19 protein-coding genes are annotated in these 18,640 nt (G+C 63.8%); 17 read left to right on the top strand and 2 right to left on the bottom strand.

The features are described 5' to 3' along the window. Positions 1 to 207: 207 nt before the first annotated feature. Together BW991_RS14995 and BW991_RS14990 are read left to right on the top strand one after the other, a co-directional pair. Entirely contained in the window at positions 208 to 2,658 is a 2,451-nt protein-coding gene (locus tag BW991_RS14995; protein ID WP_076602918.1) for an AAA family ATPase, read from the top strand. Next, on the top strand, positions 2,655 to 3,428 hold the full coding sequence (locus tag BW991_RS14990; protein WP_076602917.1) for an HNH endonuclease: 774 nt from the start codon (positions 2,655 to 2,657) through the stop codon (positions 3,426 to 3,428). The genes BW991_RS14995 and BW991_RS14990 overlap by 4 nt, the downstream gene beginning before the upstream one ends. Before the next feature lie 396 nt (positions 3,429 to 3,824). Here BW991_RS14990 and BW991_RS14985 read toward each other — a convergent pair whose 3' ends face one another. After that, positions 3,825 to 4,448, bottom strand: coding sequence for a glutathione S-transferase family protein (locus BW991_RS14985; protein ID WP_076602916.1), 624 nt, complete (start codon positions 4,446 to 4,448; stop codon positions 3,825 to 3,827). 424 nt (positions 4,449 to 4,872) lie between these two features. On the opposite strand from BW991_RS14985, the gene BW991_RS14980 reads away from it, so the two are divergent. The 15 genes from BW991_RS14980 to BW991_RS14910 all read left to right on the top strand — a co-directional run bounded on the left by BW991_RS14980 (position 4,873) and on the right by BW991_RS14910 (position 16,984). Then, a complete protein-coding gene (locus tag BW991_RS14980) occupies positions 4,873 to 5,805 on the top strand; it encodes a catechol 2,3-dioxygenase (protein ID WP_076602915.1) in 933 nt (310 codons plus the stop codon). Between the two features lie 14 nt (positions 5,806 to 5,819). Continuing rightward, positions 5,820 to 6,128, top strand: a complete 309-nt coding sequence (locus BW991_RS14975) for a phenol hydroxylase subunit (protein WP_076602914.1) — start codon at positions 5,820 to 5,822, stop codon at positions 6,126 to 6,128. 46 nt (positions 6,129 to 6,174) lie between these two features. Continuing rightward, a complete protein-coding gene (locus BW991_RS14970; protein ID WP_076602913.1) occupies positions 6,175 to 7,167 on the top strand; it encodes an aromatic/alkene monooxygenase hydroxylase subunit beta in 993 nt (330 codons plus the stop codon). A gap of 10 nt (positions 7,168 to 7,177) precedes the next feature. Further along, positions 7,178 to 7,447, top strand: a complete 270-nt coding sequence (locus BW991_RS14965) for an MmoB/DmpM family protein (RefSeq protein WP_076602912.1) — start codon at positions 7,178 to 7,180, stop codon at positions 7,445 to 7,447. Between the two features lie 36 nt (positions 7,448 to 7,483). Continuing rightward, on the top strand, positions 7,484 to 9,001 hold the full coding sequence (locus tag BW991_RS14960; protein ID WP_076602911.1) for an aromatic/alkene/methane monooxygenase hydroxylase/oxygenase subunit alpha: 1,518 nt from the start codon (positions 7,484 to 7,486) through the stop codon (positions 8,999 to 9,001). Between the two features lie 23 nt (positions 9,002 to 9,024). After that, positions 9,025 to 9,381: a phenol hydroxylase subunit P4 gene (locus BW991_RS14955; RefSeq protein WP_076602910.1), complete on the top strand. Its 357-nt coding sequence runs from the start codon at positions 9,025 to 9,027 to the stop codon at positions 9,379 to 9,381. A 10-nt stretch (positions 9,382 to 9,391) separates the two neighbouring features. Further along, positions 9,392 to 10,453, top strand: a complete 1,062-nt coding sequence (locus tag BW991_RS14950) for an NADH:ubiquinone reductase (Na(+)-transporting) subunit F (RefSeq protein ID WP_076602909.1) — start codon at positions 9,392 to 9,394, stop codon at positions 10,451 to 10,453. A gap of 297 nt (positions 10,454 to 10,750) precedes the next feature. Further along, positions 10,751 to 12,211: a 2-hydroxymuconic semialdehyde dehydrogenase gene (locus BW991_RS14945; protein WP_076602908.1), complete on the top strand. Its 1,461-nt coding sequence runs from the start codon at positions 10,751 to 10,753 to the stop codon at positions 12,209 to 12,211. A 7-nt stretch (positions 12,212 to 12,218) separates the two neighbouring features. Continuing rightward, positions 12,219 to 13,016 (top strand): 2-oxopent-4-enoate hydratase, encoded by a 798-nt coding sequence (dmpE, locus tag BW991_RS14940; RefSeq protein ID WP_076602907.1) that lies wholly within the window; start codon positions 12,219 to 12,221, stop codon positions 13,014 to 13,016. Next, positions 13,013 to 13,819, top strand: a complete 807-nt coding sequence (dmpH, locus tag BW991_RS14935; protein ID WP_076602906.1) for a 2-oxo-3-hexenedioate decarboxylase — start codon at positions 13,013 to 13,015, stop codon at positions 13,817 to 13,819. The genes dmpE and dmpH overlap by 4 nt, the downstream gene beginning before the upstream one ends. Before the next feature lie 41 nt (positions 13,820 to 13,860). Then, on the top strand, positions 13,861 to 14,088 hold the full coding sequence (locus BW991_RS14930) for a tautomerase family protein (RefSeq protein ID WP_076602905.1): 228 nt from the start codon (positions 13,861 to 13,863) through the stop codon (positions 14,086 to 14,088). After that, complete coding sequence (locus BW991_RS14925) at positions 14,085 to 14,999, top strand: acetaldehyde dehydrogenase (acetylating) (RefSeq protein WP_076602904.1); 915 nt, start codon at positions 14,085 to 14,087, stop codon at positions 14,997 to 14,999. The genes BW991_RS14930 and BW991_RS14925 overlap by 4 nt, the downstream gene beginning before the upstream one ends. Continuing rightward, positions 14,999 to 16,063 carry a 4-hydroxy-2-oxovalerate aldolase gene (gene dmpG, locus BW991_RS14920; RefSeq protein ID WP_076602903.1) on the top strand — a complete coding sequence of 355 codons (1,065 nt, stop codon included), beginning with the start codon at positions 14,999 to 15,001 and terminating at the stop codon, positions 16,061 to 16,063. The genes BW991_RS14925 and dmpG overlap by 1 nt, the downstream gene beginning before the upstream one ends. 9 nt (positions 16,064 to 16,072) lie before the next feature. Continuing rightward, the gene (locus tag BW991_RS14915) at positions 16,073 to 16,408 is read left to right on the top strand and encodes a 2Fe-2S iron-sulfur cluster-binding protein (protein ID WP_076602902.1); all 336 of its coding nucleotides are present in this window, start codon (positions 16,073 to 16,075) and stop codon (positions 16,406 to 16,408) included. A gap of 96 nt (positions 16,409 to 16,504) precedes the next feature. Beyond that, positions 16,505 to 16,984, top strand: a complete 480-nt coding sequence (locus tag BW991_RS14910; RefSeq protein ID WP_076602901.1) for a VOC family protein — start codon at positions 16,505 to 16,507, stop codon at positions 16,982 to 16,984. Between the two features lie 78 nt (positions 16,985 to 17,062). On the opposite strand, the gene BW991_RS14905 is transcribed toward BW991_RS14910, so the two are convergent. Then, positions 17,063 to 18,382, bottom strand: coding sequence for a ferredoxin reductase family protein (locus tag BW991_RS14905; RefSeq protein WP_076602900.1), 1,320 nt, complete (start codon positions 18,380 to 18,382; stop codon positions 17,063 to 17,065). Positions 18,383 to 18,640: the final 258 nt, after the last annotated feature.

The following is an 18,640-nucleotide window of genomic DNA, read 5'->3' as shown; positions in this document are numbered from 1 at the left end:
TCGCACGCGTTCGGCACGACTGACGGACGCTCGCGGGCTAGATGCTGGAGGGGTCGTATCGGCCAGGAGCAGCTCCTCGGGTCCGCGTGTCGGGCGCCCGTTCCTGGCTAGGTGCGGAGTTCGTAAACCGCCATTAAACTATGCCGTGATGGCATAGAACAATCTCATGAGACGTGGCGTAGACAGCCGTCCTTCGAGGGAGGAAGAATGATTGATGAGCGGGCCGTAGTGACGGCCAAGTTCTGGGAGGCGCTGCGCTCGTTGCGTGCTTCCTCCGGGCTAAGGGAAAGTGAGTTCGAGCAGTTCGCGCTGATGGTACTCGGGCTCGCCTGCGTGGCGGAGTCGTCCTGGCGTTGGGCGGATGAGGCAGTCGTCCGGACGCGAAGGTTTTTTGAACTTTTGAATACGGAAGGACCACACTGGAATGAAGCTCAGTTTCGGCAAGTATGGAACGACGCTTGCGACGCACTGACCGGCATATTCAAAGCTGATGTTCCAAGAGAGCCGGCTTCCTCCGAAGCATGCCATCGCATCGTCAGGCTCCTCAACGGCTTTGAGTGGAGTTGGGGCTCCAGAGCAGAGTTTCTGACGGAATGCTTTGACGAGGTGTTTCACCGAGTCGTCGGCCGCCTGACGGGAGCAGGGTACCGCAGTGGTGACACGGCAGCGGCTCTGGCCGCTCACCTCTCCGCGCACGTCGACCGCCTCTCTGAGTACTTCGCCACGACAGGCGAATGCGCCGTGTTGCGGCGGACGGTCTTCGATATTGGATCGACCGCGCGTGTCGCGGTAATTGACCGCTTGCACTTTCTTGTCGGTCTGCGGCTGGCCCTGCACGGCATCAATGCCGAGGACAAGTTGCCAAGCGAAGGCGACCTTGCATCGTTCTTCGGCGGTTCCTTTTTGTTGGTCGATCATCCGCGCCGAAACGCCACTGTGCGGCGTCCGCATTCGCAAATATGGGCTGATCAACAGACGTCGCTAGAGGCCCTCGACCATCTCCTCCAGAACCGTTCCGATTTCGAAGTGGGCCTGATCGTTGTTCCTGGTGCGGATCGATCGGCCGGTGGGTGGCGCAGCGAGCTGCGAGCGCACCTTGTACAGAGCGGTCGACTGCTCGCGGTGATCGATTTGCCGCAGGAACGCAGCAATCGATCTCGCAAGTCGATCTCAGCTTGGCTCCTTGCGGAAGGAGGACGTTCCGGCAACGATGTGCTCATGCTGGACGCAAAGAGCCTCGCAGGCAGCGGGGAGCTTCGCGACGCCAGCCTATTGATGGAATTCATGGCGGCCATTGTGTCGTTCGGCGTTCCGGAGGGTTGGCCTTCGCCAAGATCTGCGAGATCGCGCCGGTCTAGTTCGGACGACCTCGACGCGATGCTTAACTCCTTCTTCAAGGACGGGTATCGAGACGTTGAGGGTGTCTGCCGACGGGTGCGACCAAGCGAAATTGAGGCGAACGGTTTCAAGCTTGCTGCGTCTGCCTATCTCAGCAATGCCGTGAGGCGCAAGACCTTCATGTCGCTACTCAATAGTGAACCAATAGTGGCGGCCCTACGGCGAGGACAGGATCACGGCACGCGAATTTACGTCATCGGCAACAACGGCGAAGGCAAAAGCATGCTGCTCGCCGATCTGGCGGAGCGCCTAGTACAGCAAGGCCGACGCGTGGTGGGCGTCTCGTTCGGATTGACCGATAGATTTCCGTTCGAGCGACCGAAGAACGACGGACAACCCTTCATCTATGTTGGGGCTCGAACGTCCGAACGTGGCATCGCGCTGGGCCGCACTGCCGCGGACGTACATCGCATGGTGCGCGAGATACATGTGAGCGCCCCTCGGCTCAACGTCTTTGATACGATCGTGAGGCACCTCGGCTTCGGCGAGCGTAGGTACCTAGTGCCGCTTGGTCTAGGCAGCTCGTTCGATGACGATCGAGCACGCTATGCCGAACTGCAGCAACTCACGGAGAGCGCTGACGACAACGCGCGCATCTTTCAGCGCGCGACACCCAACAGGTATGCACTAGGTCTGATGCGGCAGGAATCGCAGAGCTCCATCACTACCTTCGGCGAGTTGAGCTCTGGCGAGCAGCAATTGTTGATTCTCGCGCTCAAGCTCACGGCTTACGCCGCTGATAGCACTGTAATATTGGTCGACGAGCCTGAGTTAAGTCTTCACGTGAGTTGGCAGCGCGCCATCCCCACGATGCTGGAAATCGTTAGCTCTCGCCTTGGCTGCTCAATCGTCGTAGCGACACACTCACCTGTCATCGTAGCTAGCGCGACCCATCGTGACGACCTGTGCTTTGTCGCGCGCAGGCATGCGCTGACTGAACTCAGCCTTCGCCAGCGTCGATCGGTCGAGACGGCGCTTTTCGATGGATTCCGAACCTATACGGCGAACAATCGGCAGGTGCATGAGCGGTGCGCCGCCATGGTGTCGCAGGCCATCCAACGTCTCAACGCTCCGTCGCCCATACAGGATGCGGAACTTCCGACGGTGAAGTCGCTGCACGAAGAGCTGGAGTTAATGGAGCGAATCATTCAGATGGCGGGCTCGGCGCAGTTGTCGCATGCTCGGCAGGACCTTGAGCTGGTTTCGCACACACGGGCGGCCCTCAATGAACTCGTTGCAATCGAAGGAGGAGGCACATGAGTTGGTTCGCGGGAGCCCATCCGTTACCAGCCGAGATGCGTCGGGAAGTCCAGCTGTACCTGCACGTAGCGCATGTAGCCAAAAAGCATGTCCCGCGCACGCGCGTGGTGCTTCGAGATCTTTGGAAGCAATCACGCAGACGCCCATATATCGACGTGTGGCCGATGCTTGATGCAATGCAGGATGTCACGACGCGTGGGACGATCACAGGTGCGGCCATCAAGTCTGCCTTCAGGCGCAGACTGTTGGAGCTGCAGGGCGGGCGTTGTTGCTATTGCCGCCGCTGGCTGGTCAGTACCGCGTTTGCCAAGCCTATTGAGCATATCCTGCCGCGGCGACGCTATCCGCAGTTTTCGATCGAGTTTTGGAATCTGGCGGTAGCGTGCAGCGATTGCAACGGTGCCAAGAAAGATCACGTGTGGGGGACTATTTCCACAGTGCGACGCCGGTACCCGAGACCCAGAGAGTTCACTGATGCTTTTCATCCGCGGTTTCATCGATACGATGAGCATGTCCGCTACGTGAGGCTGGAAACAAACGCGACCACTGTGGCGCTGTTCACCGGGCTGACGCCCCAAGGACGGCACCTTTGCAGAACCTTGCTGCACAGAATCGCAGCAAAGGAGACCTTGGTCGAGAACAACCCGGCCTTAGCACCCGCGATGGACCAGATCCGCAGCTTCGAGGTCAAGGCCGAGGGCCTGCGTCTTGCAAAGTTCGACACTTTTCGAGAAGCTCTTGAGGAAAGCTTTCTTCACCTAATTAGCTAGGTTGTCAGTGGCGCAGAGCAGCCTTCTCAATACGCGGGCGTATTCACAGCTCGTGAGCGCTACGAACGACGCTTTGCGGCGATACTGCGAGTTCAGAAATCGGCTGAGACTGGCCGCAATTGTCTTTTGCGGATGTTGATACCGCCAGCTCGATGAACCAGAGACCTGTCCGCTCGACGACGGTGGGCGTTGTGCGGCAGCTGTCTGCACAACTGCAACCGCTCAACCAACTCAGGCCGGCTGGCAGCAAAGGCCGACTAGGCGACGGAGACGAACAGGCCGCGACCGGGCGAATTCCGATCGGAACACCCCGCGCGTCGCGCGGGCGCACCAAGCCGGCGCCCGGTTATGGAGTTCTCGCTGCCGATGCCGGCCATTCAGCAGCGGCGAGATTGATCACTTCGAGCCGTGCGTCTCGTAGTAGCGCGCAATGGCAGGAATCCCGGCGATCCGGTCGACGAAGGCCGCTAGCTTTGGCGTTACGGTCTCGACCAGGTCGGCTGGAATGTGGTCCAGCTTGCCGGAGCCAAGCCAGCGCAGGACGACGAAGGCCTTGAGGTCGGCCACGGTCAGGCGATGGTCCGCACAAAACTCGCCACCGTGACCTTCGAGCTGGTTCTGCAGCCATCGCAAATAGCGTGGCAACGTTTCCGTTGCCAGCTCCTCGCGGGCGTTTTTCAGCATATCCCCGGTCATTCCGAAGGTCGCCACGAGTTTTGTGTTGATGTCTTCAAGCGCGCCCATCACTTCGTCGCAGAACAACGCTTGCAGGTCGTCTTCAGGGTAAAGCCCGGCGAGCTTGCCGGCATAGCGCGTAATCGCGTCGCTCTGGGTGACCTGCACGTCATTGATGTGAAGAGTCGGAACCTGTTTCAGCGGCGTGGTTCTACGGATCTCTGGAAAATCGCCAGGCGCAAAACGATTGTCCTCGAACGGAATGCCGCCGATGTGCAGGGCCAGCCGCGCGGGCTCCGCCCGTCCGCCGGAAAAATCGAAGTAAGTAAGCTTGAGTTTATCCATGGGTCCTTTGTCGTGCGTGCGCGCAGCGTTGTGGGTCGGGGAGCCCTGCGATCGGGCCGGAGCAGGCGGGTACTGCAAGAAATACGTATAGGCCACGTCGCGCGGGCATGCAAGGGCATCCAGTTCGTCCAGGAAAACTTGTGCACCGCACCGTGACACTTTTGTAAGGCGAAATCCGCCGATGGACAAAAGTGTCAGCGGGGAATTTCACCCAATGGGTGCGCAAATTTTCCCAACGTCACAAAAACAACGACTTACGGCGCATGGCACGGCGGGTGCATTAGTAGGCCTGAGGGCGGCATAAGCGAGTTTGATTGATCGCCCCGAGTGACGAAAACGTCAGCCCCCGTCCAGCGGCGTGAAAACGACCCCGAGACGCAAGGGCAGGCGAGTCAGAGTCCTACGAATAGAGGAGACAAGAGACATGGCAATGACAGGCGTACTTCGCCCCGGTCACGCGCAGGTTCGGGTGCTGAATCTGGAAGAGAGCGTACGGTTCTACCGCGACGTGCTCGGTCTGGTCGAGACCGGCCGTGACGCGCAGGGCCGCGTGTATTTCAAATGCTGGGACGAGCGCGATCACAGCAGCTACGTGATCCGCGAGGCCGACAGTGCGGGCCTCGACTTCTTCGCCTTCAAGGTGCTCGACAAGGCCACGCTGGAGAAGCTCGACGCCGACCTGCAGGCCTACGGCCTGAAGACCGAGCGTATTCCCGCGGGCGAGATGCTGGCGACGGGCGAGCGCGTGCGCTTCGAGCTGCCGTCGGGTCACCTGATGGAGCTGTACGCGGAGAAGACCGCCGTGGGCAACGGGTTGGGCGTCGTCAATCCGGCGCCGTGGGGGCGCGAGCGCGAGCATGGCATCGGCCCGGTGCGCCTCGACCACGCGCTGCTGTACGGCCCGAACGTGGCCGAGGTGCAGAAGATCTTCACGGAGGTGCTGGGCTTCTACCTCGTCGAGCGCGTGCTCACGCCGGACGGCGAAAACAACGCGGCGATCTGGCTGTCGTGCTCGCACAAGGTGCATGACATCGCCTTCGCCGAATACCCGGAGAAGGGCAAGCTGCACCACTGCTCGTTCCTGATGGAGACGTGGGAGCAGGTGCTGCGCGCGGGCGACATCATGTCGATGAACAAGGTGGCGGTGGACATCGGCCCGACCCGTCACGGCGTGACGCGCGGCTGCACGATCTATGCGTGGGACCCGTCCGGCAACCGCTTCGAGACTTTCATGGGCGGCTACCAGCCGTATCCGGACAACACCGAGCCGCTGACCTGGACCTTCGACAACTTCGGCCAGGGTCTCGACTACCCGCAGCGCAAGCTCCACGAAACCTTCCTCACGGTCGTGACCTGAGCGGAGTGCGCGCGATGAGCAGCCAGCATTCCCCGAACGTGATGGCGCCCGCCGGCTTCGATATCACGCGCCGCTTCGTGCGTGTGACCGGAGCACGGTCCGGCGGCTTCGTCGAATTCGATTTCGCGGTCGGCGAACCCGAGCTTGCAGTCGAGATGATCCTGACCCGCGAGGCCTTCGCCGAGTTCTGCGAACGCAACGCGGTCGAGATCCTTCCCCCGGTGGCCGACGTCGATTCGACGGACGCCTCGACCGGCGACTCGAAGGAATCGAGCGACTGGGACTGGCGGCTCGCCGACGCGACCCGCACCCGCTTCAGATAAACGGAAATCCGCGCTCCCGCCGTGGAGCGCGTTTCAGGAGACACACATGCAGATCGACCTCCGCACGGTGAGCATCCAGCCGCTGCGCCAGACTTTCGACCACCTGGCCCGCCGCTTCGGCGACAAGCCGGCGTCGCGCTACCAGGAAGGCAGCTACGACATCCAGGCCGCCGAGAACCTGCACTACAAGCCGACCTGGGATCCCGACCAGGAGCTCTACGACGCGAAGATCACGAAGATCGTGATGCAGGACTGGTACGCGCTGAAGGATCCGCGCCAGTTCTACTACAGCACCTACACGCTGGCGCGCGCCCGCCAGCAGGACGCGACCGAATCCAACTTCTCCTTTGTCGAGTCGCGCGGACTCGCCGACATGCTGCCGCCCGCGGTGCGCGAGATGGCGCTGAAGCTGCTGGTGCCGCTGCGCCACGCCGCGTGGGGCGCGAACCAGAACAACACGCTGATCTGTGGCTACGGCTACAGCACCATCTTCACGCAGCCGTGCATGTACCACGCGATGGACAACCTCGGCATCGCGCAATACCTGTCGCGCCTGGGGCTGCTGCTCGGCGACACCGAAGCGCTGGACGAGGGCAAGGCCGCATGGCTGGAAGGCTCCGCGTGGCAGCCGCTGCGCCGCTACGTCGAGGACACGCTGGTGCTGCGCGACCCGTTCGAAGCCTTCGTCGCGCAGAACGTCGCGCTCGACGGCCTGCTGTACCCGCTGGTGTACGCCCGTATCGTCGATGACTACCTGTCGGCGCAGGGCGGCTCGGCCGTCGCGATGCTCACGCAGTTCATGACCGACTGGTTCGACGAGACGAAGAAGTGGGTCGATGCCGTGCTGAAGGTCGCTGCGGCCGAGTCCGACAGCAACCGCGCGGTCTTGCAGGACTGGATCCGCGCGTGGAGCACCCGTGCCGCGTCGGCGCTGCTGCCGGTGGTGGAAATCGCGCTCGGCGCACAGGCCGACGACGCCGTCGGCGAGCAGCTCGCGGACTTCCGCGTGCGCATCCAGAAAACCGGCATCACGCTCTGAGAGGCCCCGCATGTCTACCGTATTCATCGCCCTGCAGGCCAACGAAGAAACCCGCCCGATCATCGAGGCGATCGAGATCGACAACCCCCTGGCGGTCGTCAATCGCCAGCCCGCGATGGTGAAGATCGACGCGCCGAACCGGCTGGTGATCCGCAAGGAAACGATCGAGGAGCAGATCGGCCGCGAGTTCGACCTCCAGGAACTGCACATCAACCTGATCACGCTCGGCGGCAACGTCACCGAAGACGACGACTCGCTCACGCTGAGCTGGGCCGAGTAATCGGGCCACGAGTTTGGGTAAATTGAGGAGACCGACATGGATATGAAAGTTGCGAAGAAGAAGCTCGGCCTGAAGGAGAAGTACCGGCTGATGACGCGCGATCTCGGCTGGGAGCCGACCTACCGCGCCAAGGACGAGGTGTTCCCCTACGTGAATTACGAGGGGATCAAGGTGCATGACTGGGACAAGTGGGAGGACCCGTTCCGCCTGACGATGGATTCGTACTGGAAGTACCAGGCCGAGAAGGAGCGCAAGTTCTACGCGATCATCGACGCCCATGCGCAGAACAACGGCCACCTCAACATCACCGACGCGCGCTACCTGTCGGCGCTGAAGATCTTCCTGCAGGCGATCAGCCCGGGCGAATATGCCGCGCACAAGGGTTTCGCCCGTGTCGGCCGTGAGTTCCCCGGCGTCGGCACGCAGGTGGCCTGCCAGATGCAGGCGATCGACGAGATCCGCCACGCGCAGACGCAGATCCACGCGCTGTCGAACTACAACAAGTACTACGACGGCTTCCACGCCTTCGCCGATGCGCGCGACCGCATCTGGTACACGTCCGTGGCGCGTTCATTCTTCGACGACGCGATGTCGGCTGGTCCCTTCGAATTCATGATCGCGATCGGCTTCTCGTTCGAATACGTGCTCACGAACCTGCTGTTCGTGCCCTTCATGTCGGGCGCGGCCTACAACGGCGACATGGCGACCGTGACCTTCGGCTTCTCGGCCCAGTCCGACGAAGCGCGCCACATGACGCTGGGCCTCGAGTGCATCAAGTTCATGCTCGAGCAGGACCCGGACAACCTGCCGATCGTGCAGGGCTGGCTCGACAAGTGGTTCTGGCGCGGCTTCCGCGTGCTGGGCCTAGTCTCGACGATGATGGACTACATGCTGCCCAAGCGCGTGATGTCGTGGCGCGAGGCGTGGGAGATCTACGGCGTCGAGAACGGCGGCGCGCTGTTCAAGGATCTGGCGCGCTACGGCATCCGCCCGCCCAAGGGCTGGGATGACGCCGAGAAGGCCATCGACCACATGTCGCACCAGTTCATGCTGGGCTTGTACCAGTGGAGCTTCGGCACGTCCTTCCACTCGTGGATTCCGTCCGACGAGGACATGGACTGGCTGTCGGCGAAGTACCCGACGACCTTCGACAAGTACTACCGCCCGCGCTGGGATCACATCCGCAAGCTCGCCGCCGCCGGTACGCCGTTCAAGAACTTCGGCCTGGCGAAGCTGTGCCAGACCTGCCAGTTGCCGGTCGTGTTCACCGAGCCCGACGACGCGACGATGTCCTGCCATCGCGAGACCGAATACAAGGGCGAGAAGTACCACTTCTGCTCCGACGGCTGCCAGCACATCTTCGACAACGAGCCCGAGAAGTACGTGCAGGCGTGGCTGCCGATGCCGTCGCTGTTCCAGGAGCTCGACGGCGACATCGGCGCCTGGATGAACTGGGTGAGTCTGCGCGACGGCGAGGACAACGGCGACTACTCGGGTTCCCGCGACCAGCGCAACTTCGACCAGTGGCGCGGGATGGCGACCTCGAACACCTGAAACCGACCCGGAGGAGACAAATCATGACCGTAGCAGCAATCAAGGAATACGTCGGCGTGCCGCGCGACCGCGTCGAGAATTTCAACGGCAAGCAGCTCGTATATGTGAGCTGGGACCATCACCTGCTGTTCGCGGCGCCGTTCCTGCTGTGCCTGGCGCCGCAGACGAGCTTCCGCGAACTCGTCGAAGGACCGCTCACGGCGCTGGTGCAGCCGGATCCGGACAGTGCTGCCATCGACTGGACCAAGGTGGAGTGGCTGAAGTCGAACCAGCCGTGGATGCCGGACTTCGAGCGCAGCCTCGCAGACAACGGCATCGGCCACAAGGATCAGATCCGCATGCGTACGCCCGGCCTCGCTTCGCTGTCGGCGGCTGCCTGAGGGGTTTGCCATGAGTTATGAGCTGACGATCGAACCGCTCGGCCAGACCATCGAGATCGAGGAAGGGCAGACGATTCTCGACGCGGCGTTGCGCGCGGGCATCTATCTGCCGCATGCGTGCTGTCACGGCCTGTGCGCGACCTGCAAGGTGCAGGTCGTCGATGGCGAGATCGAGCACGGCGAGGCATCGAGCTTCGCGCTGATGGACTTCGAGCGCGACGAGCAGAAGACGCTGGCGTGTTGCGCGACGGCGCAGAGCGACCTCGTCATCGAAGCCGAGATCGAGGAAGACCCGGACGCCGAGAACCTGCCGGTGCGTGACTTCGCCGGCACCGTGACGCGCATCGAAACGCTGACGCCGACGATCAAGGGCGTGTGGATCAAGCTCGACGATCCGCAAGGCATGCGCTTCCAGGCCGGGCAGTACATCAACCTGCAACTGCCGGACGGCATCGGCAGCCGGGCGTTCTCGGTCGCGAGCGCGCCGTCCGACGCGGGCGAGATCGAGCTCAACATCCGCATCGTGCCGGGCGGGCAGGGCACGCGCTACGTGCACGAGACGCTGCGCGTCGGCGACCGGACGAAGATCTCCGGGCCTTACGGACGCTTCTTCGTGAAGAAGTCGGCGCAGGTGCCCGTCGTGTTCATGGCGGGCGGCTCGGGGCTTTCGAGCCCGCGTTCGATGATCCTCGACCTCCTCGCGGAGGGCTTCGAGCTGCCGATCACGCTGGTCTACGGCCAGCGCACGCGCGAGGAGCTGTACTACCACGACGAGTTCCTCGCGCTGGCCGAGCAGCATCCGAACTTCCGCTACGTGCCGGCGCTGTCGCACGAAACCGAAGGGTCGGACTGGCAGGGCTTCCGCGGCTTCGTGCACGAGGCGGCGAAGAACCACTTCGACAACGACTTCCGCGGTCACAAGGCCTACCTGTGCGGGCCGCCGCTGATGATCGATGCGTGCATCACGACGCTGATGCAGGGGCGGCTGTTCGAGCGCGATATCTACACCGAGAAGTTCATCTCCGCGGCCGACGCGCAGCAGGTGCGCAGCCCGCTGTTCAAGGCGATCTGATAGGGATCTGGACGGCCCTGCCGGCGAACCGCCCCCGGCGGGCGGTATTCCGCCCCCTCCTTCAACGCGTGGCGGAGGCGTCGGCGCCGAACACCGCCCACCGGGGGCTGCGTTGTGCCGGAAATTCAGGACGCAGTGGACGGGGATCGACCGCGAAAGTCGATACCTAACAAGTATCGAGAATCGAAATTAAAAGTATTGGACGGTATATCTGACCGTTCATAGACTGATCCTCAAGCCCGCAACGCAATGAGCATCATGCGGACGGGATGACAGCCAACAGGAGTGAGGACGACCATGCGTCAGATTCAGAATTTCATCGGCGGCGAGTTCGTGGCCGCTGCGAGCGGCAAGCGCTTCGACAAGCGTTCGCCGCTCGACAACCGGGTGATCGCGTCGATCGCCGAGGCCGGCCAGGCCGAAATCGACGCCGCCGTGAAGGCCGCGCGCAGCGCACTGCACGGCGAGTGGGGCGGGCTGACCACGGACCAGCGTGTCGAGCTGCTGTACGGCGTCGCGAACGAGATCACGCGCCGCTTCGAGGACTTCGTCGAGGCCGAGATGGCCGACACCGGCCAGCCGCGCCACGTCATGACGAACGTGTTCATCCCGCGCGGGGCGGCGAATTTCAAGGTGTTCGCCGATGTCGTCAAGAACGTGCCGACCGAAGCCTTCCAGATGGCGACGCCGGATGGACGCGGCGCGCTGAACTATGGCATCCGCGTGCCGAAGGGCGTCATCGGGGTTGTCTGCCCGTGGAACGCGCCCTTCCTGCTGATGACGTGGAAGGTCGGCCCGGCGCTCGCGTGCGGCAACACGGTCATCGTGAAGCCGTCGGAGGAAGCGGCGAACACGGCGACGCTGCTGGGCGAGGTGATGAACGCGGTCGGCGTGCCGAAGGGCGTCTATAACGTCGTGAATGGCTTCGGCCCGGATTCGGCGGGCGAGTTCCTGACCCGTCACCCCGGGGTCGATGCGATCACCTTCACCGGCGAAACCCGTACCGGCACGGCGATCATGAAGGCCGCGTCGGAGGGGATGCGCGATGTGTCCTTCGAGCTCGGCGGCAAGAACGCCGGCATCGTGTTCGCGGACGCCGATTTCGACGCCGCGGTCGAAGGCATCTTCCGCTCCGCGTTCCTGAACTCGGGCCAGGTGTGCCTCGGCACCGAGCGCGTGTATGTCGAACGCCCGATCTTCGAGCGCTTCGTGCAGGCGCTGAAGGAGAAGGCCGAGGGTGTGAAGTTCGGCCGCCCGGATGACCACGACGCGGACTACGGGCCGCTGATCAGCCAGGAGCACCGTCAGAAGGTCCTGTCCTACTACCGCAAGGCGGTCGAGGAAGGCGCGACGGTGGTGACCGGTGGCGGCGTGCCGCAGATGCCGGGCGCACTCGCCGAAGGTGCGTGGGTGGAGCCGACGATCTGGACCGGCCTGCCGGAAACCGCGTCGGTGGTGCGCGAGGAGATCTTCGGGCCGTGCTGCCACATCCGCCCGTTCGACAGCGAGAACGAAGTCGTCGCGCTGGCCAACGACACCGACTACGGCCTGTCGACGACGATCTGGACGACCAACCTCGCGCGCGCGCACCGCGTTGCCGCCCGGGTCGAGGTCGGCATCACCTGGATCAACAGCTGGTTCCTGCGCGACCTGCGCTCGGCATTCGGCGGTTCCAAGCAATCGGGCATCGGCCGCGAAGGCGGCGTGCATTCGCTCGAGTTCTACACGGAAACGCGAAACATCTGCGTGAAGCTCTGAGGACGTCATGAACGAAGAAAAGATCAGGCAGTACGGCGACGAGCTCTTCGACGCCTGGCGTGAGCGCCGCACGGTGGCTCCGCTCCTCGAGCGCGAGCCCGATATCACGCTCGACGACGCCTACCGCATCCAGCTGCGCTTCATCGAGCGCCGCGTGCAGGCGGGCGAGAAGATCGTCGGCAAGAAGATCGGCGTTACGAGCAAGCCGGTGCAGGATTTCCTCGGCGTGTTCCAGCCGGACTTCGGCCAGCTCACGTCCGGCATGGTGTACCAGGAAGGCGACGTCATCGATCTGGGCACGCTGATCCAGCCCAAGGCCGAGGCGGAACTCGCGTTCGTGCTGAAGCACGACCTGAAGGGCCCGGGCGTGACCGCGATGGACGTGATCCGCGCGACCGACTACGTCGTGCCGTGCTTCGAGATCGTCGATTCACGCATCAACGACTGGAAGATCCGCATCCAGGACACCGTCGCCGACAACGCCTCCTGCGGCGTGTATGTGCTGGGCAAGACCAAGGGCGACCCGAGGAAGCTCGACATCACGCTCGCCGGGATGGTGCTGGAGAAGAACGGCGAAGTGCATTCGACCGGTGTCGGCGCCGCGGTGCAGGGCTCGCCCGCCAATGCCGTCGCGTGGCTCGCCAATACGCTCGGCGAACTGGGCATTCCGTTCAAGGCCGGCGAGGTGATCCTCTCCGGCTCGCAGTCGGCCCTCGTGCCGGTCGTCGATGGCGACGAACTCGTGTGCACGGTCGGCGGCCTCGGCAGCTGCCGGGTGAAATTCTCGGGAAGGAGCGCGGTATGAGCCACAAGAACGAATTGACGCTGTCGCGCGAGGACATCGTGCGCCTGTGCGAGCGCGTCGAAGGCGCCCAGACGCGCGCCTACGCGATCCCCAAGCTGACCGACGAATATCCGGCCATGACGATCGCCGACGGCTACGCCGTGCAGAGCGAACTGCGCTTGCGCTACCTTGCGGCGGGCCACCGGCTCGTCGGCTGGAAGGCCGGACTGACGTCCAAGGCCAAGATGCAGCAGATGGGCGTGAATGTGCCGTCGATCGGCTTCCTCACCGACCGCATGGCGCGGCCCGAGAACTCCGCGATCTCCACCGCCGATCTCGTGCATCCGCGCGTCGAGTGCGAAGTCGCGTTCGTGATGAAGAAGGACCTGCACGGCCCGGGCTGCACCCGCGAGGACGTGCTCGACGCGACCGACTACGTGTTGCCGGCCGTCGAGATCATCGATTCGCGCTTTTCCGGCTTCAAGTTCGACCTCGCCAGCGTGATCGCCGACAACGGCTCGTCCGCACGCTTCGTCGGTGGTGGCCGCGCGCGCTACGTCGAGGAACTGGACCTGCGCACGCTGGGCGTCGTGATGGAAAAGAACGGCGAGATGGTCGCGATGGGCGCCTCGGCGGCCGTGCTGGGTCACCCGGCGGAGGCGATCGCGATGCTGGTGAACATCCTCGCCGACATGGGCGAACACCTGCCCGCGGGCAGCTTCGTCATGAGCGGCGGCATCACCGAGGCGATTCCCGTGAAGCCGGGCGACAGCGTCATCGCGCGCTTCCAGGAACTCGGCAGCGTGTCGATGCGCTTCGTCTGACCGACTGAATACTCCCGACTCCAATAAAGACAGAGAGACCCATGCCAATCATCGAAATGCACCTTTCGCACGGGCGGACGGCCGAGCAGAAGCGCAAGGTCGCTTCCGCCGTGACCGAAGCCGTCATCCACGCGCTCGGCGTCAAGTCCGAAGCCGTGCGCGTCCTGATTACCGAACACGCCAACGAAGAGTTCTTCGTTGCCGGCGAAACCCTGGCGGAGCGTGCCGAACGGCAACGTGTCGCCGCACTGCAGGAGCAAGCCCAATGAAGAAGATCAAGTGCGCCTTGATCGGGTCCGGCAACATCGGCACCGACCTGATCTACAAGATCAAGCGCAGCCCGGTGCTGGAGCCGGTGTGGATGGTCGGCATCGACCCGTCGTCCGAAGGCTTGGCGCGTGCTCGCGAGATGGGTCTGAAGACCACCGCGGAAGGCGTCGACGGCCTGCTGCCGCACGTGCTGGATGACGACATCCAGATCGCATTCGACGCGACCAGCGCCTACGTCCATGCGGAGAACAGCCGCAAGCTCAACGAGCTGGGCGTGATGATGATCGACCTGACGCCGGCCGCGATCGGCCCGCTGTGCGTGCCGCCGGTGAACCTGCGCCAGCACGCCGACAAGCTCGAGATGAACGTGAACATGATCTCGTGCGCCGGCCAGGCGACGATTCCCGTCGTGCACGCCGTGTCGCGCATCCAGAGCGTCGAGTACGCCGAGATCGTCGCGAGCCTCGCATCGAAGTCGGTCGGCCCCGGTACGCGCGCGAACCTCGACGAGTTCACCTATACGACGTCGAACGCGATCACGGTAGTGGGTGGCGCGCGCCGCGGCAAGGCGCTCGCGATCATCAACCCGGCCGAGCCGCCGATGATCATGCGCAACACGATCTACTGCCTGACCGACGACGAGCCGGACCACGCGCGTATCACCGAGTCGATCCTGCAGATGATCGGCGAAGTGCAGAAGTACGTGCCGGGCTACAAGCTCGTGAATGGCCCGATCTTCGACGGCAACAAAGTGTCCGTCTTCCTCGAAGTCGCCGGTCTCGGCGACTACCTGCCCAAGTACGCCGGCAACCTCGACATCATGACCGCGGCCGCGACGCGCACCGCCGAGATGTTCGCCGAGGAAATCCTCGCCGGAAAGATCCAGTTGAAAGCCGTGGAGACCGCATGATGAGCCAGTCCAACACTTCCTCCAGCCTCAAGGGGCGCAAGGTCGTCCTGCACGACATGTGCCTGCGCGACGGCATGCACGCCAAGCGCGAGCAGATCAGCGTCGAACAGATGGTGAAGGTCGCCACCGCGCTCGACGACGCCGGCATCCCCTACGTGCAGGTCACGCACGGCGCGGGCCTCGGCGGCAACTCGCTGCAGCACGGCTTCGCGATGGCGACCAACGAGGAATACATCTCCGCGGTCGCCGCGAGGATGAAGCAGGCCAAGGTGTCGGTGCTGCTGATTCCCGGCCTTGGCACGATGAAGGAACTGCAGTCGGCGTATGACGCCGGTGCGCGCAGCGTGCATGTGGCGACCCACTGCACCGAGGCCGACACCTCGCCGCAGCATATCGCCTACGCGCGCAAGCTCGGCATGGACACGACCGGCTTCCTGATGATGTCGCACCTCAACGACGCCGCCGGCATCGCGCAGCAGGGCAAGCTGATGGAGTCCTACGGCGCGCAGACCATCTACGTCACCGACTCGGCCGGCTACATGCTGCCCGATGACGTGAAGGCGCGCGTCGGGGCGCTGCGCGAGGTGCTGAAGCCGGAAACCGAGATCGGCTTTCACGGCCATCACAACCTCGGCATGGGCATCGCGAACTCGATCGCCGCGATCGAAGCGGGCGCGAGCCGCATCGACGGCTCCGTCGCCGGTCTGGGCGCCGGCGCCGGCAACACGCCGCTCGAAGTCTTCGCGGCGGTGTGCGAGCGCATGGGCATCGTCACCGGCGTCGATCTCTTCAAGCTGATGGACGTCGCCGAAGACGTCATCGTGCCGATGATGGACCACATCGTCCGCGTCGACCGCGAATCGCTGACCCTGGGCTACGCGGGCGTGTATTCGACCTTCCTGCTGCACTCGAAGCGCGCGGCCGAGCGCTTCGGCGTGCCGGCGCGCGACATCCTGGTCGAGCTAGGCCGCAAGAAGATGATCGGCGGCCAGGAAGACATGATCCAGGACACCGCGATGACGATGGCGAAGGCGCGCGGTCCGCTGCAGGGTGCGGCGGCCTGAGCGCGGGCGATGAAGTTCGCCGTCACGATCGAGGACACCGGCGAGCGCTACGACTGCGCCGACGAGGAATCGTTGCTGTCGGGGATGGTGCGCCTGGGCCGGCGCGGCATCCCCGCCGGCTGCTGCGGCGGAGGCTGCGGCGTATGCAAGATCGAAGTGACCGCGGGCGAATTCGAGGCGCGGGTGATGAGCAGGCAGCACGTGAGCGTCGTGGAACAGGCGCAGGGGCGTGTGCTGGCCTGTCGGGTGTATCCGCGCAGCGACATCTCGCTTCGGGTCGTTGGCAAGATGCACAAGTGTCTTGCTCGAACTGCTGTGCCCTCCCCTCGACTGCCAGGCAAATAACGACCGCAGTCGTTCGCCAGCACGTTTCTAGGCTGCAGCGGAACCTGTCGCCTGTGCGGTGTCTGTGCACCTATCAGGTCCAACAGGAGAGCAAAGATGGCCAGCAAGAACACGATTTGCCTGTGGTACGACGGCACCGCGCTGGACGCAGCTAAGTTCTACGCCGAGACCTTCCCGGACAGCGCGGTGGGCGCTGTCCATCGCGCTCCTGGCGACTATCCGTCGGGCAAGCAGGGCGATGTCTTGACGGTCGAGTTCACCGTGATGGGGATCCCTTGTCTCGGGCTGAACGGAGGCCCGGAGTTCAAACACAATGAGGCTTTCTCGTTCCAGGTCGCGACCGATGACCAGCCCGAAACCGACCGTCTGTGGAACGCGATCGTCGGAAACGGCGGCGAGGAAAGCGCCTGTGGCTGGTGCAGGGACAAGTGGGGGCTTTCCTGGCAGATCACCCCCCGCGCGCTGATGGACGCGATCACCGACCCTGATCGGGCGGCGGCCAAGCGGGCGTTCGAGGCGATGATGGAGATGACAAAGATCGATATCGCTGCGATCGAGGCGGCTCGCCGCGGGTGAATCCGGGCGTCGGCAGCATCACCTTGCCCGGATCAAAGCGCGAAGCAGCCCGTTGTCGGCGAGCGCTTCGCGCATTCTTCACCGCATGTCGAAGGCTTCCTGATGGAAGCGGAAGCGGCCGAGCCAGGCTCGCGCGAATCCGCTTCGCAGCTGCTCAGCAAAGGCACGCGGGCCGCAGAACCACACTTCCACCCGCTGACTGCGGTCATGCAAGCTCGCCAGCCTTTCGGCGCTGAGGGCGCCTTCTCGAGCGGTGTCATGAACATGCAGCGTGACAGACGGCAGGTCTCGGCATAGCGCTTCCAGTCGGCCCACGAACGGGTCGTCCGCGCCGGCGCGGGTGCAGTAGTGCAGGTCGGCAACCGGCGCTGCGGAGGGATTTCCCCGAAGCGCGTCGAGCCAGGCGAGGAAGGGCGTGATGCCGATTCCGCCAGCGACCCAGATCTGCCTCGCCTTGCGGTCCTGACGCGCCAGTTCGAAGCGTCCATAGGGGCCTTCGACGGTGACGGGTTGGCCGACGGCGATGCGGCGCGAGAGCTCACGAGTGTAGTCGCCGAGCGCCTTGATCTGGAACCCCACGCTGCGGTCGCCCTGGTCCGCGCTGGCAATCGTGAAGGGATGCGCGCCCTCCAGCCGATTGAAGGTCACGAACGCGAACTGACCCGCCTGATGTCCGCGCCAGTTCCCGTCGAGGCGACAAACCACTTCGGTCACGTTCGCCGTCGGTGAGGCCACTGCTGTCACGATACCCCGGGCCTGCCGGTCGCGGCCGATGCGCCCGGTCAGGGACCAGACGGCGGCGAGCGTGCCGGCGGACAACGCCGTTGCAAGCAGCAACCCGATCGGCTCGCTCCAGTAACTCGTTGGCGCCAGCACGGCGGCGTGAAAGGCGAGCATCAGGTACAGGACCGGCATCGCGCGGTGAATGTGGCGCCAGAATTTGTATGGAAAGCGCTTCCACAGCGCCAGGACGACCATCGCGAGGACGAGGTAGATTGCGAACTCGCCGAGCTCCTCCCCGGCATCCCTGAGCGTATCCAGCACGCCCGAGACGTCCTCGTCACCCGCGCGGCCGGCTTCACCGTACAGTGTCTCGATCACGTCATCGGCCATCTCGAGCAGCCAATGCAATGCTGCGAATCCGGCGGCCAGAATGCCCGCCCACTTGTGCAGTCGGTAAGTGCGGTCCATGCCCCCGAGTACGCGCTCGGCCCAGAGCGGTCGCGCCGCCATCACCATCGCGAGCGACATCAATGCAATCGCGAGCAGGCCGCTCAGGTAGAGCCCCTGGTCGTAGACAACCCACGGCAGTGATCCCGGACCCGCACCGTTCACGACAAGGCCCCAGCCCCAGGTGCCGGCAACAATGGCGATCAATGCAGTCAGTACGGGAATCATGCGCGTTCTCCAGCGGGTGGGGGATTACCAGCGATGGGAGCGTCCAAGGCAAGCGTCAGGCCAGGTCATGATTGCTTCCTTGCCTGCCGAGGTCGCATGGAACGCATTGTGCGCACGCAGATGTGAATCGATTCTGAACGGTGCGCGAGCTGAAATTGCTTGCCGTCGCCGGCCTGACGCTGAGCGCCGTGCGGACCCTGCGCGCGGGACAAGAGTGCGAATCGAAAGAACGCAGTCGCAGTTCCGGAGGGCGCTTGG

The sequence above is a fragment of the Aromatoleum tolulyticum genome (assembly GCF_900156155.1).
Classification (GTDB): domain Bacteria; phylum Pseudomonadota; class Gammaproteobacteria; order Burkholderiales; family Rhodocyclaceae; genus Aromatoleum; species Aromatoleum tolulyticum.
Note: the sequence above shows the minus strand (reverse complement) of the source record. Positions and strands in the feature narration are given on the sequence as shown.

Coding starts and splice junctions, on each gene's coding strand:
- BW991_RS14995 (WP_076602918.1), top strand. CDS start 208: ATGATTGATGAGCGGGCCGTAGTGACGGCCAAGTTCTGGGAGGCGCTG.
- BW991_RS14970 (WP_076602913.1), top strand. CDS start 6,175: ATGCAGATCGACCTCCGCACGGTGAGCATCCAGCCGCTGCGCCAGACT.
- BW991_RS14965 (WP_076602912.1), top strand. CDS start 7,178: ATGTCTACCGTATTCATCGCCCTGCAGGCCAACGAAGAAACCCGCCCG.
- BW991_RS14980 (WP_076602915.1), top strand. CDS start 4,873: ATGGCAATGACAGGCGTACTTCGCCCCGGTCACGCGCAGGTTCGGGTG.
- BW991_RS14985 (WP_076602916.1), bottom strand. CDS start 4,448: ATGGATAAACTCAAGCTTACTTACTTCGATTTTTCCGGCGGACGGGCG.
- BW991_RS14905 (WP_076602900.1), bottom strand. CDS start 18,382: ATGATTCCCGTACTGACTGCATTGATCGCCATTGTTGCCGGCACCTGG.
- BW991_RS14990 (WP_076602917.1), top strand. CDS start 2,655: ATGAGTTGGTTCGCGGGAGCCCATCCGTTACCAGCCGAGATGCGTCGG.
- BW991_RS14955 (WP_076602910.1), top strand. CDS start 9,025: ATGACCGTAGCAGCAATCAAGGAATACGTCGGCGTGCCGCGCGACCGC.
- BW991_RS14960 (WP_076602911.1), top strand. CDS start 7,484: ATGGATATGAAAGTTGCGAAGAAGAAGCTCGGCCTGAAGGAGAAGTAC.
- BW991_RS14925 (WP_076602904.1), top strand. CDS start 14,085: ATGAAGAAGATCAAGTGCGCCTTGATCGGGTCCGGCAACATCGGCACC.
- dmpE (WP_076602907.1), top strand. CDS start 12,219: ATGAACGAAGAAAAGATCAGGCAGTACGGCGACGAGCTCTTCGACGCC.
- BW991_RS14910 (WP_076602901.1), top strand. CDS start 16,505: ATGGCCAGCAAGAACACGATTTGCCTGTGGTACGACGGCACCGCGCTG.
- BW991_RS14915 (WP_076602902.1), top strand. CDS start 16,073: ATGAAGTTCGCCGTCACGATCGAGGACACCGGCGAGCGCTACGACTGC.
- BW991_RS14945 (WP_076602908.1), top strand. CDS start 10,751: ATGCGTCAGATTCAGAATTTCATCGGCGGCGAGTTCGTGGCCGCTGCG.
- dmpH (WP_076602906.1), top strand. CDS start 13,013: ATGAGCCACAAGAACGAATTGACGCTGTCGCGCGAGGACATCGTGCGC.
- BW991_RS14975 (WP_076602914.1), top strand. CDS start 5,820: ATGAGCAGCCAGCATTCCCCGAACGTGATGGCGCCCGCCGGCTTCGAT.
- BW991_RS14950 (WP_076602909.1), top strand. CDS start 9,392: ATGAGTTATGAGCTGACGATCGAACCGCTCGGCCAGACCATCGAGATC.
- dmpG (WP_076602903.1), top strand. CDS start 14,999: ATGAGCCAGTCCAACACTTCCTCCAGCCTCAAGGGGCGCAAGGTCGTC.
- BW991_RS14930 (WP_076602905.1), top strand. CDS start 13,861: ATGCCAATCATCGAAATGCACCTTTCGCACGGGCGGACGGCCGAGCAG.